The sequence below is a fragment of the Mycobacterium spongiae genome (assembly GCF_018278905.1).
Classification (GTDB): domain Bacteria; phylum Actinomycetota; class Actinomycetes; order Mycobacteriales; family Mycobacteriaceae; genus Mycobacterium; species Mycobacterium spongiae.
This window is the reverse complement of the sequence record NZ_CP046600.1, coordinates 3,473,565-3,486,534: the sequence shown is the minus strand read 5'-3', so window position 1 is coordinate 3,486,534 and position 12,970 is coordinate 3,473,565. Positions and strand designations below refer to the sequence as shown.

At 65.7% G+C, this 12,970-nt stretch carries 9 protein-coding genes and 2 pseudogenes; 6 read left to right on the top strand and 5 right to left on the bottom strand.

The genetic code is table 11. The annotated features are described in order from the left end of the window. Nucleotides 1-9: 9 nt before the first annotated feature. Nucleotides 10-1,599 carry a PPE family protein gene (locus F6B93_RS14120; protein WP_211695651.1) on the bottom strand — a complete coding sequence of 530 codons (1,590 nt, stop codon included), beginning with the start codon at nt 1,597-1,599 and terminating at the stop codon, nt 10-12. 301 nt (nt 1,600-1,900) lie between these two features. Beyond that, on the bottom strand, nt 1,901-2,035 hold the full coding sequence (locus F6B93_RS23415) for a hypothetical protein (RefSeq protein ID WP_281426087.1): 135 nt from the start codon (nt 2,033-2,035) through the stop codon (nt 1,901-1,903). A gap of 279 nt (nt 2,036-2,314) precedes the next feature. On the opposite strand from F6B93_RS23415, the gene F6B93_RS14115 reads away from it, so the two are divergent. From F6B93_RS14115 to F6B93_RS23765, 3 genes and pseudogenes are all read left to right on the top strand, one after another. After that, nucleotides 2,315-3,130 (top strand): SDR family NAD(P)-dependent oxidoreductase, encoded by an 816-nt coding sequence (locus tag F6B93_RS14115; RefSeq protein ID WP_211695650.1) that lies wholly within the window; start codon nt 2,315-2,317, stop codon nt 3,128-3,130. 147 nt (nt 3,131-3,277) lie between these two features. Continuing rightward, nucleotides 3,278-3,793: pseudogene (locus F6B93_RS23770) on the top strand (PE family protein); the annotation flags it as partial. An 885-nt stretch (nt 3,794-4,678) separates the two neighbouring features. Continuing rightward, complete coding sequence (locus tag F6B93_RS23765; protein ID WP_425518551.1) at nt 4,679-5,794, top strand: PE family protein; 1,116 nt, start codon at nt 4,679-4,681, stop codon at nt 5,792-5,794. Nucleotides 5,795-5,855: 61 nt separating this feature from the next. On the opposite strand, the pseudogene F6B93_RS22940 reads toward F6B93_RS23765, so the two are convergent. Beyond that, nucleotides 5,856-6,007, bottom strand: a pseudogene (locus F6B93_RS22940) (PPE domain-containing protein); the annotation flags it as partial. Between the two features lie 429 nt (nt 6,008-6,436). On the opposite strand from F6B93_RS22940, the gene F6B93_RS14105 reads away from it, so the two are divergent. Together F6B93_RS14105 and F6B93_RS14100 are read left to right on the top strand one after the other, a co-directional pair. Then, nucleotides 6,437-7,891 (top strand): N-acetylmuramoyl-L-alanine amidase, encoded by a 1,455-nt coding sequence (locus tag F6B93_RS14105; protein ID WP_211695648.1) that lies wholly within the window; start codon nt 6,437-6,439, stop codon nt 7,889-7,891. Further along, nucleotides 7,884-8,963 (top strand): peptidoglycan-binding protein, encoded by a 1,080-nt coding sequence (locus tag F6B93_RS14100; RefSeq protein WP_211695647.1) that lies wholly within the window; start codon nt 7,884-7,886, stop codon nt 8,961-8,963. Before F6B93_RS14105 ends, F6B93_RS14100 begins: the two co-directional genes overlap by 8 nt. Nucleotides 8,964-9,431: 468 nt before the next feature. Here F6B93_RS14100 and F6B93_RS14095 read toward each other — a convergent pair whose 3' ends face one another. Both F6B93_RS14095 and F6B93_RS14090 read right to left on the bottom strand, forming a co-directional pair. After that, on the bottom strand, nt 9,432-11,036 hold the full coding sequence (locus tag F6B93_RS14095) for a PLL family lectin (RefSeq protein ID WP_211695646.1): 1,605 nt from the start codon (nt 11,034-11,036) through the stop codon (nt 9,432-9,434). A gap of 323 nt (nt 11,037-11,359) precedes the next feature. After that, nucleotides 11,360-11,779, bottom strand: a complete 420-nt coding sequence (locus F6B93_RS14090; protein ID WP_246540766.1) for a nitroreductase family deazaflavin-dependent oxidoreductase — start codon at nt 11,777-11,779, stop codon at nt 11,360-11,362. A gap of 442 nt (nt 11,780-12,221) precedes the next feature. Between F6B93_RS14090 and F6B93_RS14085 the strand changes: the two genes are divergently transcribed. Continuing rightward, the gene (locus F6B93_RS14085; RefSeq protein ID WP_211695644.1) at nt 12,222-12,935 is read left to right on the top strand and encodes a potassium channel family protein; all 714 of its coding nucleotides are present in this window, start codon (nt 12,222-12,224) and stop codon (nt 12,933-12,935) included. The last annotated feature ends 35 nt before the right edge of the window (nt 12,936-12,970 follow it).

The window sequence follows — 12,970 nt, the reverse complement described above, 5'->3', positions numbered from 1 at the left end:
TGCGGGCAGCTAGTCGTCGGTCTCCTCGCCGACGGCATCCGGATGCCAGGTTTCGGGAAGCATCGGAATTCTCGGTCCGTCGCCGAACTCATCGCTGGCCATCGTGGTCAGGCCCGCGGCCTCGGCAGCCGCTTCCTTGCGCGCGGTCCCGGCAAATCCCAGATCGCCGGCACCCAGATCCGAGGCCGCCGTCGACGCGATCGGCTCCTCATCCGGCGGCGTGCCCCAGTCCGGATCCACTTCAGCGTTCATATCCAAAAATTCGTCTCCGTACCCGCGCTGGATAACGCGCTTGCGTCGCCGCGCTCGCCGCTGTTCGCGTGCGGCTGCCGCCGCGGCGGCGCTATCGGGCTCCGGTGCCTTCTTCTTCGCGCCGGCGATGGCCGTGGCGCTCGCTCCCGAGCCGAACCCAATTCCAGGCGGAGGGACCAGATAGGGGTCGAACAGTCCCCAACCACTGGAGGCCGGCGGGGTCGTCGGAGCGGCGCCGGCGACGGTGGTCGCGGTAGGCGCGGGCGCGGGAGCGCTCGCTGATGCAACTCCGACTCCCGGAGCTACGGGAGACGGGGCGATGGCGACGGGCGGCAACATGCTGGGCGCAGCAGGGGCCAGCGCGGGCACGGTCGCCGCTGGCGAAACGCCGCTCAGGCCGGCTAGCCCGCTGAATCCGGCCAGCGCCCCCACGCCGGGGAGTGCCGCGGCAAGCAGCAGCTGCGGGGACTGGGCTATCGCCGTGGCGAGCTGGGCTATGTGGGTCGGCAGATCGAACAACAGGATGTCAAAGACGAACTGGAAGGCCTCCAGCGGATTCTGCGGCAACAGGACCAGGAAGTTTTGAAAATCGGTAGTGAACTCCAGCGTCCGGGCAACCCACCACAGCGGTTGGGTTGCGTCGGTGTATGCGTCGAACGGTAGTCCGTTGAGGGTGCCGGCGGCAGGATCCCAATTGATGTAGCCGTTGGTGATGAACCGCAAGATGTCGGCGATGAGGTTGTCCAACGGGACGAAGGGGGCCGGAGCACACTCGTCGCAGTCCTCCTCAGTCGCGGCGGCTGCGGTGGCGTTCAGGATCGGCGGGGCCGGGGTGGTGGGTGGGGTCGATGCCAGTGCCACGTCGGAGATTGCCTGGTAGCTCGTCATCGTGGCGGCAGCCTGAATCCACATCCGGACGTAGTCGGCCTCGTTGAGAGCAATCGGAATGGTGTTGATCCCGAAGAAGTTCGTCGCCAGCAACACGCCATGGACGACATGGTTGGTCGCCAGCTCGGGCAACGTTGGCATGGCCGCCAACGCGGTCGTATATGCGGCTGCCATGGTTTCATGCTGAGCGGCGGCGCCCGCGCTGGTGGCGCTGGCCTGTCTCAACCAGGCGAGATAGGGCAGGTGGGCAGCCGCATACTGAACCGCGCTCGGTCCCTGCCAGGCGCCGGCCCCAACCGTGGCGAGCAAGGCGGTCAGTTCGTCGGCCACGTCGGTGTATTCGACGCTCAGCGACGACCACGCGGCCGCGGCAGCCAGCAACGGGCCGGGACCGGGGCCGCTGCTCAGCATCGCCGAGTGCACCTCGGGCGGCGACGCCATCCACACCGGGGCCGTCATGTCCGTGCCCGCCCCGACCGTCTGATGAACATGATTTTCATTATCAAAATGATAGACCATCGATGCGCGTGGTAACGCGGGAAAGATGCGCACGGATCGTGACTAGGCCGATCGCGACGCTATGCGCGGGTGGACAGGGCCAGCGAGGGTATCGATTCCGGTTTCCGGAGTGGAGGGTTCTCGGTGGGGGGACACGAGCATCTGGTGCGATAGTTCGGCAACTCCTCGCAGGGGCGGCGCGCCATGGTGATTGTATGACTGGTACCTGCACTCTGATAGCTGTGACTGCTCGGCAACGCGGCTAGGGCGCGGCCAAAGCGATTTTGGCGGTCAGCTGGTCGTGGGTACGTGGCCGGGCGCGCAGGCGATCTGGTTCGCGATCCAGTGCCAACGTGACCACTGCCTCAACACCGGCACCATCGACGACGAAACCCACGTGTGCCCGCCTCCTGTCTATCTAGCTCTTGACTTCCTTGTGTCACGAAATGTCTTCGCCAGTCGGCGCTTTCGCGAGGCGAAGTGACAGCGGCCGTCTAACGAAACGGTGGGTCCTAGGCGCCGAACGCGGTTAGCTCCAGGCTGATCTGGGATGCGGTCCCCTTTTTCCCTCCCCGCGATGTTGGGCACCGAATCGAGGCCCGGGCTTGCGCCTGATGCGGTAGAACGGTAGGTGCCGCCAGATCGCTTCGCCGTAGGCGCCTTGAGGAGTCCAGCTATGCAATCGGTCAAGGGGATCAACGTCCTAGTTACCGGAGCCGCCATGGGCCTTGGCAAGCTGTTCGCCACCCAGGCCGTCAAGGAGGGCGCTGCTGCCGTGGTCCTTTGGGACGCCAACGAGGCCGCGCTGAAGGAGACTGCAGCCGAGTTGGAAGCAGCCGGAGGCACGGTCTATTACGAAACCGTCGACGTGACGTCGCAGGACCGGGTGGCCGATGCCGCCGAGCGGGTCCGTGCCAACGTCGGCACGATTCAGGTGCTGTTCAACAACGCGGGCATCGTGCGTGGCAACGGCTACTTCTGGGAGAACCAGCCGCGCGACTTCATGCTCACCATGGAAGTCAATTCCATTGGCCCCATGCTGGTGGCCCGGGAGTTCCTGCCAGCGATGGTCGAGTCCGGCTCGCAGTGTCGCCTGGTCAACATCGCATCGTCGGCCGGCCTCAACGCCATCCCCCGCATGGCCGCGTACGCCGCCTCCAAGTGGGCGGCCGTCGGTTTTTCCGATTCTGTGCGGCTGGAGCTGGAACAGGCCGGCCATGAGCGGGTCAAGGTCACCACCGTGTGCCCGACCTACATCAACACTGGCATGTTCGACGGGGCCAAGGGAATTCTGTTCACCCCCATGCTCAAGCAGGAGGACGTTGTCGACAAGACATGGGCGGCGATGCTAGCGGGCAGGCCGTTCGTCGTGATGCCGTGGACGTCGAAGATGAATAAGGTACTCAGCGCTGTGCTGCCTGTCGGGCTGCGCGACGTATACCTGCGGCGCGTCGGCGTCTACAACTCCATGGACGAGTTCCACGGTCATTGAGTTCGAACGCTGATACAGGAGCAATGATCCGAGTCCGTTGTGCGCCCGACGGACTGGCGATAGTCTGACGCCACGGATAATTCCTGGAGACCCGCGGTCCCCAGGTCGGCATGACGGCGCAGTCATGGCCCCGTTGGGAGGTTTCGGATGTCGTTTGTGATCGCGGCGCCAGAGCTTATCGCCTCGGCGGCAACGGATTTGACCAGTCTCAGTTTGACGCTCAACGCGGCCAACGCGGCTGCGGCGGCAGAGACTACCGGTGTGCTGGCCGCCGGCGCCGATGAGGTGTCGGCGGCCATCGCGGCGCTGTTCGGTGCACACGGGCAGGCCTATCAGACCCTGAGTGCGCAGGCCGCCGCCTTTCACACCCAATTCGTCCAAGCCTTGTCCGCCGGCGGCAGCGCCTATGCGGCCGCCGATGCCGCGGCGGTGTCGCCGCTGCTGGATCCCATCAACGCGCAAGTCCTAGCGCTTACCGGGCGCCCGCTGATCGGCAACGGCGCCAACGGCGCCCCAGGCACCGGCGCTCCCGGCGGGGCCGGCGGTTGGTTGATCGGCAACGGCGGTAGCGGCGGATCCGGGGCCCTCGGAGTTGGTGCTGATGGCGGCGCCGGCGGTAACGGCGGAGCCGCTGGTTTGATCGGCAGCGGTGGAGCCGGCGGTGCTGGCGGGGCCGGCGCGAACGGCTTCACCGGCGGGGTCGGCGGGGCCGGCGGATCGGCGTTGCTGTTCGGCGCGGGCGGGGCCGGCGGAGCCGGCGGGACCGGCGTCGCGCCAGGCGCGACCGGGGGGACCGGCGGGGCCGGGGGGAACGCCGGCTTGCTGTTCGGTGCGGCTGGCGTGGGTGGGGCCGGCGGGGCCGCCAGTGTCAACGCCATTGCAGGCGGCGCGGGTGGGGCCGGCGGGGCCGGCGGGCTGTTCACCAGCGGCGGGTCCGGCGGCGCCGGCGGCGCCGGCATTCTCAACACCGACGGCGGGGCTGGTGGGGCCGGCGGGTCCGGCGGATTGTTCGGCGCGGGCGGCACCGGCGGGGCCGGCGGTTCGGGCACAGGTGGTGGCAACGTAGGAGGGGTAGGCGGAGCCGGCGGCGACGCGGGCACGCTCAGCCTCGGCGCCCCCGGTGGCGCCGGCGGTGCCGGCGGGGAAGGCGCCGCGAGCGCTGATGGCGCGAACGGCGGGTCCGGTGGCAGTGGGGGCTTACTCTTCGGCGATGGCGGGTCCGGCGGCGTCGGCGGCAGCGGTGCCGCGGGCGGCGGCCAAGGGGGAGCCGGCGGTAACGCCGGCCAGCTATTCGGTTCCGGCGGCTCCGGCGGTGCCGGCGGCGGCAGCATCAACGGTGGGAGCACTGGCGGGGCTGGCGGGGCCGGCGGCGCACCCGGATTGATCGGCAACGGCGGTAACGGGGGCAGCGGCGGCAGCGGCGTAGCGGCCGGCGGTAACGGCGGGCCCGGCGGCAACGGCGTGCTGACCGGTAACGGCGGCAACGGCGGTAGCGGCGGGACTGGCGCGACGTTGGGAGCGACCGGGACCGGCGGCGTCGGGGGGCTCTTGTTGGGCGCAGACGGTTCCAACGCACCGGCCAGCACCAACCCAATTCACGCCCTGCAGCAGCAGGCGCTAGCCGCGATCAACGGACCCACCGAGGCACTGACCGGGCGCCCGTTGATCGGCAATGGCGCCAACGGAACTCCGGGGTCCGGGGTCGACGGCGGGGCCGGTGGATGGTTCTTTGGCAACGGCGGAAACGGCGCGAGTGGTGCCACCACCGGTGGGGCCGGCGGTGCCGGCGGGGTCCTCTTCGGTAACGGCGGCGCCGGTGGCGCTGGCGGGGGCGCAGGTGGCAGCGGCGGGGCCGGCGGGCTCCTGTTCGGCAGCGGCGGTACCGGGGGATCCGGTGGTAGCGGCGGCAACGGCGGCGTGGGCGGCAATGCTGGTTTCTTCGTCGGCGCCGCGGGGACCGGCGGGGCCGGCTCGGATGGCGGGGCTGGCGGAGCCGGCGGCAGCGGCGCGCTGTTCGGCGATGGCGGCAGCGGCGGGCGCGGCGGGGCCTTCGGCAGCGACGGCGGGAACGGCGGGTCCGGCGGCAGTGGCGGGTTGTTCGGCGCCGGCGGCACGGGTGGAGCCGGCGGGGCCGGTGATGCCGGTGGCAACGGCGGGGCCGGCGGTGCTGCAGGCTTGCTGGCCGCCGGCGCCTCCGGCGGCGCTGGCGGCAGCGGCGGCCAAAGCGGCGCCCTGGGTAATCCCGCCGGTGCCGGCGGCAACGGCGGGAGCGGGGGCCTGCTGTTCGGAGATGGGGGTCAGGGCGGCGCCGGCGGGATCGGAATAGGGGGCGCAACCGGTGGGGACGGCGGTGACGGCGGTGCCTCAGGATTCCTCTTCGGCTCCGGCGGGGCCGGCGGGGCCGGCGGGGCCGAATTCGGGACGGGCACCGGCGGGACCGGCGGCGATGGCGGCGCGGCTGGGGTGATCGGCAGCGGCGGCAACGGCGGCGCCGGCGGGGACCGCAACGCCGGTGTCGCCGGGGACGGTGGCGCCGGCGGCAACGGCGTGCTCATCGGGAACGGCGGCAACGGCGGTAACGGCGGCACGCCCGGGGGCACGCCCGGCGCAGGCGGCACCGGCGGAATCCTGGTCGGCGAGAACGGGCTCAACGGATTGGCATAGCCCGCCGCGAACTCCCGGAGAGTCCGCGCGACCGGCGGGGCCGGGTCGCTAGACTGCTCGGGAGCGCGGTCAGTTCGTCGGCCACGTCGGTGTATTCGACGCTCGGCGACGACCACGCGGCCGCGGCAGCCAGCAACGGGCCGGGCCGGGGCCGCTGCTCAGCATCGCCGAGTGCACCTCGGGCGGCGACGCCATCCACACCGGGGCCGTCATGTCTGTGCCCGACCCGGGAGCGGCGGGTTCACTGTTGACAGAGCGCAACGGCTGGTCGTGCCCGGGTGCACCCGTTTGCCAGCGCGGCCGGCTTTTAGCACGGTACGGAAATGCCAGTAATAATTCTTCATTTGGCACTTCAAATCGACCTCTACTGGCCGTAAAATTCATAATATGGTGCCGCTGACTCGGCAGCTACCATATGCTAATCCTGTTTTCGGCGTTGCGCGACTGGGTGCGCCGAATTTGTATGATTGCGCGGCGATGAGCATTGGCCCGCGATGCGATTTTTCTACCGGAGCTTCGCGCTCGGCACAGCCGCCGTTATTGACGTTCCCGGAAATGCTGGTGCACGCTCGCCACAGCCACCATTATTAACGTTCTCGAAAATGTTGATATGCGACATCGCTACTACGAGAAAGGGCACCGATGAAAGACGACTATGCCCGCGCCATCCTGCACGCGGGCCGCGAGCTCGGCATCACACCCCGCGGGATCGTGATCGCATTCGCCACGGTCTACGTCGAGTCCGACTGGATCATGTACGCGAACCACAAAGTGCCCGAGTCGCTGAATCTTCCGCACGAACGTGTCGGCTCGGACGGCCGCTCGGTGGGTCTATTCCAGCAACAGGTGGTGTGGGGCAACGGCGCGTGGTGGTGGGGCGACGCCGCCACCTGTATGGATCCCCACAAATCCGCGCGGTTGTTCTTCCAACGCCTCGCGCGACTGGACTACAACAGCGATGCCAACTCGCCGGGCTGGTATGCACAGCAGGTTCAACGGTCGGCCTTCCCCGACCGCTATGACCCCCGCATGAGCGCGGCGCAAGCGCTCTACAACCGCATCCTGGGCACAACGAGCGCTCGGCCGGATGAGAGTCCGGAGCCTCTCGCGGGTTGGCAAGGCGACCCCGTGTGGCTGGCAGACGTCTTGCGCGAAGCGCTCGGCGACCGGCTGGTCGTCGAAGCCGGATGGCAAGGACGCGGCAACGGCGCCGGCCCGAATCGCCAGATGGACGACATTTGGGGCGTGATGATCCACCACACCGGCAACGACCGAGAGACGGTCGCGGCGATCCGTGACGGTGTCGAGCAGCCAGGCGGCTTCCTGGCCGGGCCCCTGGCGCAATGCCTCATCAAACCCGACGGCAGGTGCCATCTAGTCGCGGTTGGTCCATGCAACCACGCCGGTCAAGGCTATTACCCGGGCGTGGGCACCAACACCGGCAACATTCGCCTGATCGGCTTCGAATGCGCCTGGCCGACGGTGAACCCGGACGGCAGTTACAACCGCGGCCAACCCTGGCCTGACGCCCAAATCCACACCATGCGCGACGCCGCCACCGCGGTGGTCAGAAGGCTTGGCTATGGATCCGACCGCGTCATCGGCCACAAGGAATACGCGACCCGGGCTCCCAACGTGAAATGGGATCCCGGCAACCTGAGTATGGACTGGTTCCGTCTTCAGGTCGCCAAGGATCTGCGCGGCGAATTCGACCCGAAGCCCGCCGATCAGCCGCGCGTCGAGGTGCCCGAGCCGAGCCCTACCGGCATCCCTCCCGATTTCACCCAACAGATGTTCCTGCAGATGTCTGGCCGCTGGGAAATGCTGGGCTGGCAAACAATCGTCGAGTCACTAGCAGAGATCCGTGACGCGACGATCGGCAGCAGCGATGCGGGCAAGCCAGGGTTCACCCTTGGCGGTAGGCCGCAAACGCCCGCGGCGGTACTCGCAGCCAGGAAGACTCCGGGCACTAATGCCTCAGCTACGAAAGCCTCAGCTAGGAAAGCCCCAGCTGAGAAAGCCCCAGCCAAGAAGGCACGAGCTAGGAAAGTCCGAGCCAAGAAAGCCTCGGCCGAGAAAGCCGCGGCCCGTGGCTAGGGACGCGGCCGGGAATTGGATCGGTCTCGGTGTCGGCGACGTCGACAACCCAGACACGCCTCGCAACGCGCCCAATTGGCGCGCGATCGAGCTGCTGAGCCAGAAGCTTCACGACAAGTTCCAATGGGTGCGCGACACGGGCTTCATCGCCGGGCCGGCCTACACCGAGGCCACGGCGACAATTGTCGAAGAGTTCTGCTACCGCGTAAGTCTTCCGGTGATCCGCGACGCGCAGGGCTTCGCTGTCACCTACCTCAAGGTTCGCTCACGGCTGGGCAGCTACCCACCGCCGGCGCCAAACCTCCCGATCATGTTCACCGTCGAAGGCCACTTGTCGGACATGTTTCGGGGGCCGGTCGCCGACACTGCCACGCGGCTGGAGGCCGACGGCCTGTGCCGCCATCAACCCATCGGCTACAACAACGGAGCTCTGCCCTTCGACAACGACGACGGGGTGCGCGAGCTGGCCCGCCTCGTCGGGTCCTACGCCATGGACAACGGCGTGCCGTTCCCAGCTGGTACACCCTGGGCGCTGGGATTCTATTCGCAGGGCGCCATCGTCGGTTTCGACTTCTACGTCGACTACTTGCTCCCCGGCAAACCGCTGCACTGGCGCCTAGCCGATCTCGTCGGTGTCCTCACATACGCACTTCCGTGCCGCGAAACGGGCAGTGTCGCGGACTGGGCGCGGCCATGGGTGATAGGCGCCGAAGATACCCACGGCCTCGACCCAGCGCGGCGGTTCGGCCTGCCCGGATTCCCCGCCACGCCCCCCAACTGGGTCGACGTGTGGCGCACCGGTGACATCTTCGCCGAAAGCAAAGATGACAGGTCCAGCCAGATCAAAGCCTCGGTGTATCAGGCGGTAGCACGCCGCGACTTCTTCTCGCACCCGCACGCTCTGGCGGCGCAAGTCGGCGACCTGTTCGAAACCCCAGCCTCCCAGGTCGTCGGCATTGTTCAGGCCATCATCAGCGGCATAACGTTCTTGGCCGATAGAGACCCCCATTACGCACCGTTTGAGATCGAGGGCGGAATCGCGTGGATGCGCGAGCGGCTGGTCAATACTTAAGTTGCCCTGAACGCGACGCTATTTAATTCTGCCTCGGAAAGGTGCGAAATTATTGCTATGGCGGTACCGCGAAAGCAAATATCGGATCCTATTCCGTATTGAGGAAATCCCGAAGCTGCCCGTTGCGTTCATTGTCGCGCCGGGTGGCGCCGCAGCGATACTGGCCGCCAATGGTGATTTCACCGCAGTAGTACCAGTGCCATGGATCACGTGGTGGAGGTATTTGGCGCGGCGGCGACATTGGCCGCCGTCGTGTTCGCGGCACCGCGCAAATCCAACCCCTGCTGAGTTCGCTAGGCCCGTTGACGACGTGGCGCCTCAGGCGGTCGTGAGCGATAAGCCAGAGACCGCCGGCCAACTAGACCGACGTGAGCGCGGTGGCCACACAGCCCGGGTACCGCTGCCGTTCGGGTGTGGCAATGGTCGGGTGCTTGGTGCGCGGGAGGACTCCGCACTCGTCGGCACGGCTCACCCAGAGTCGCTGGCCCGCCAGGACGTTTCTCGCAGGTAGCCGTCGTGCCCGATTGCGAACAAGTTGAGGGTGTCTGGGGAGGTGGATACCACGGCAACCTCAGAAAACGACTCGTCGCCGACACCGTCAGGCTGCACCCAATCGCTCCAGCGTCCGTCCAGGCGATTGCGCTCCTTGTCCTTCCACAAAGTCATCAGCAATTTCCCGTCGGCGCCAACGCCGAAGACCTCGATGTTGTAAGCGCCTCGACGGATCGCAGCCAGCTGCTGATTCTTCGCGACTCTTGTTCGCCCGATTTCGAACCACCCATACCACGGGTCGTCCTCTAGGCGGCCCGCCTCAAACCAGTTGCTCCAGACCCTACCGTCGGCGCCGACCCCGAACAGGTCAATGCTTGTGTGGTCCGGGACCCTTGTGCTGTATTCCCCGCCGCTCTGTTCGTCGTGATCTGGTGGCTTCGATATCGCGGTGATAATTTGACTGTCCGGGAAGAGCGGGTGTTGTTTTCCTCGTTCTTTGGTTGCGAGCTCCGCTAGCGGCACCCAAGGATGCCATTCATCTTCGGTCTCGTACCAGTAATTGCTCCACACAGTCTTCTGGCCAACAACGAAAAGATCAACGTTGTACTTGGAGCGGGCAGCGACACTCACACTTTGATTTCCGTTGAATGTGCTCGATGGAAAGACCTGAAACCACTTCTTCCATTTTGTATGCTCTTCCCAACCGATGGACCAGACCTGGCCGTCGATACCCATCGCAAACAGGTCGATTACGCCGTCGATCCGCGACACTGCGGCCACGGCCTGCGTTGCGTGGGAAAACTTCACCTCGGCAGGAAGTGCTTCCCAGTTTTTCCAGTCGCGGCCCTCGAGCTCGGTCCACCAAATCTGCCCATCATTGCCGATAGCGAAAACAAATAGCACGTCCTGTGTGGAGTGCCCACGCTTATTTACTGTCACGGCCGTTACTTGACGAGTTCCCCTAAGAAAGTCATTCTCAGGAAGTGTATCCTCATGCCAAAATCGATTGTCGTCCAAATTGTCTGTCCAAGGGTTCCATACCTGGCCATCGTCGCCGACCACGAATACGTTGATCTCACCTTGCGGTCGTGCCACAGCTGTGAGCAGGCGGGTTCCGAACGATGGCCCGCGATTCCGTAGCGTGTTCCACTGTGCCCAGCCCTCTATGGGAGATTCTAGAACGCCGTTCTCTTCACTAGTCTCTACGGGCGTGTCATCTGACCCGTGGCGCGCGGCGATTGCGATCACCGTGAGTAAGGCGACAATAGAAATAACGGCGACTCCGAGGGAACTTATCGACATCAGTTTCGGTGCGATCTTGAGGTAGCTCAATGGCCAAGATGCCCAAAGAAAAAGAATCGATAATCCCCCGAAGACCACGATCCAGAAACTGTGATCGCTGCGAATCGCGCCAAATGCGGTTGTCAGTCCGACGATGATCGTCGTAATTCCCACAAGGCCGACCAGTGGCGCAACTCCGCCATGCTCTCGGAGGAACTGCGTCAAGACCGATGACCGACCACTTTGCTCTTCGCCCGCAGCCGGCCTCTCTTCGTCGTCTTTCGCGTGTCCCGCGGCCACACGCTGAGCATACCGAAGGTCTATCCGGTGTTGTCGAGAAACGAGCAAGGATATGCATCGAGGGAGAAACACCGAAGCGCGGTGACCCGATCCCAATCCCCGCATATGCCTGCCGGCGCTGCCATAGGCTGGGCGAATGCCGTGACGGCCCGATCGCCGGCTTCAGACTTGAGGCCAGGTGTGGAGCAACACCCGAACCCAAGAGCGCCGCTCTTGTTCTTTAGTTTTGCTCTCGAAGCCAATGCGATAGCCGAATTCCGTACGAGAACGCAATAAGACGCGATAAGAATTGTGAGTGTGAATGTCATCTAACGCTGCCGATCTCATCCCCTCGGGCGGAAGCTCGCTCGCGGATCAGCACAGCTGGAGCTCAATGGATCCGCCGGAGATGACCGAACTTCGTGCAGCTGCACGAAATCGTGAACGCCAGCTAAGTGGAGCAGGAGTCGGGCTGCGATCGGCCACGCTTGCATCGGCTCGGCTCCGGAAATGACCTTGGGACGTTCCAGGTGGTAGGTGCTTCCTTTCCAGGCCAGCGTGCCCGCACCGCTGGCCAGCAGATTCCGGTACCAGTCCGTGCGCTGGCCATACGTCAATGGCAACAGGAAACCGTCGCCGAAGGGCCTTGCGCCCAGCGATGTCTGGTAGGTGCGCCCGCTGCGGCGCCCCTCATGGGTGAGCAGCCCCAAGGAGGACCGAGGGGTTCCCGAGATCGCACGGGTGATGCCGTTGTAGCGCTGCAACAGGCTCCTGAACGAGCCACACCTGAGCAGCTGGCCACGGTTTCTTCCGAAGCTCCGCAGCAACACCACCAATGACGCCGGAGCAATGCTAGCCGCCAGGATGAGGACGAGAATCACCGCTGCGCACCGTCGTCTGCCTATGCGGTTGTCCGCGGTCTTCGGGACCATTTGCCCAGGTTAGTAGCGGCGTCGAGAGACGCTGTTGATCGGCGGAAGCATCGCATCGCCTGTGGTGCAGCGTAATGCTGCGGCTGCTGGCCTACTGGTCGCCGCTGCCGTCGAGCGCCGCCGTGTAGCCGACTGCCCGAAAGCGATTTCACGGCAACGCAATTGAGCCACACTTGCGGCGCTGGCAGGCTGGTGCCAGGGCCCCGCTACCCTGTAGCGGCAGCACGACAGCGGGGCGGACAGCGCCATGATCGAGTCGGAGGGGCCCAGTCGCATGAGCGAGAAAAATTGGGAAGAGCTCTGGGAGCAGCGCACCGAGTGGCCGCTAGCCGTGGTCGCGATCCTCTTTCTATCGATGTACTCGGTACAGGTGCTCTCGCAACCCAACGATGAGCAGGCGCGCCTGTTGTGGATGGCGAGCTGGATCGCCTGGAGCCTTTTCGGTGTCGACTACATCGTGCGCTTGACACTGGCATCCGACCGCCGGCAATGGTTCTTTCGCCACCTATTGGACTTGCTCATCGTTGCTCTGCCGATGATGAGACCGCTGCGGCTGTTGCGGTTGGTGGTCCTGGTCGGGGCGCTACAGAAGGCCGTCGGCAACGCCGTTCGCGGCCGAATCCTCGTGTACACGCTGTCAGGTGTTTCGCTGCTGATCTACGTCACGTCGCTAGCCATCCTCGACCAGGAGCGAGGCCGCCCGGGCGCGACCATCACCTCCTTCGGAAACGCCGTATGGTGGGCCATCACCACGGTGACCACTGTCGGTTACGGAGACCTGTATCCGGTCACCGTTATCGGCCGGATCATCGCCGTGTTGTTGATGATCGGCGGGATCAGTCTCATCGGCGTTGTCACCGCCTCACTGGCTTCGTGGATAGTGCAACGGGTCGCCGAGACCGATTCCGAGAATCGCGCCGCCACGGCGGCGCAGATCGATGAGCTGCGGACCGAAGTTCGAACCTTGACCGAGAGACTTCGGCAGTAGGGTTCTGGCGCAGTGGGGTTCTGGCCGAGTTGGCT

Bases quoted from the DNA above. Each gene is read 5' to 3' on its own strand.
- F6B93_RS14120 (WP_211695651.1), bottom strand. From the start codon at position 1,599: ATGACGGCCCCGGTGTGGATGGCGTCGCCGCCCGAGGTGCACTCGGCG.
- F6B93_RS14115 (WP_211695650.1), top strand. From the start codon at position 2,315: ATGCAATCGGTCAAGGGGATCAACGTCCTAGTTACCGGAGCCGCCATG.
- F6B93_RS14105 (WP_211695648.1), top strand. From the start codon at position 6,437: ATGAAAGACGACTATGCCCGCGCCATCCTGCACGCGGGCCGCGAGCTC.
- F6B93_RS14085 (WP_211695644.1), top strand. From the start codon at position 12,222: ATGAGCGAGAAAAATTGGGAAGAGCTCTGGGAGCAGCGCACCGAGTGG.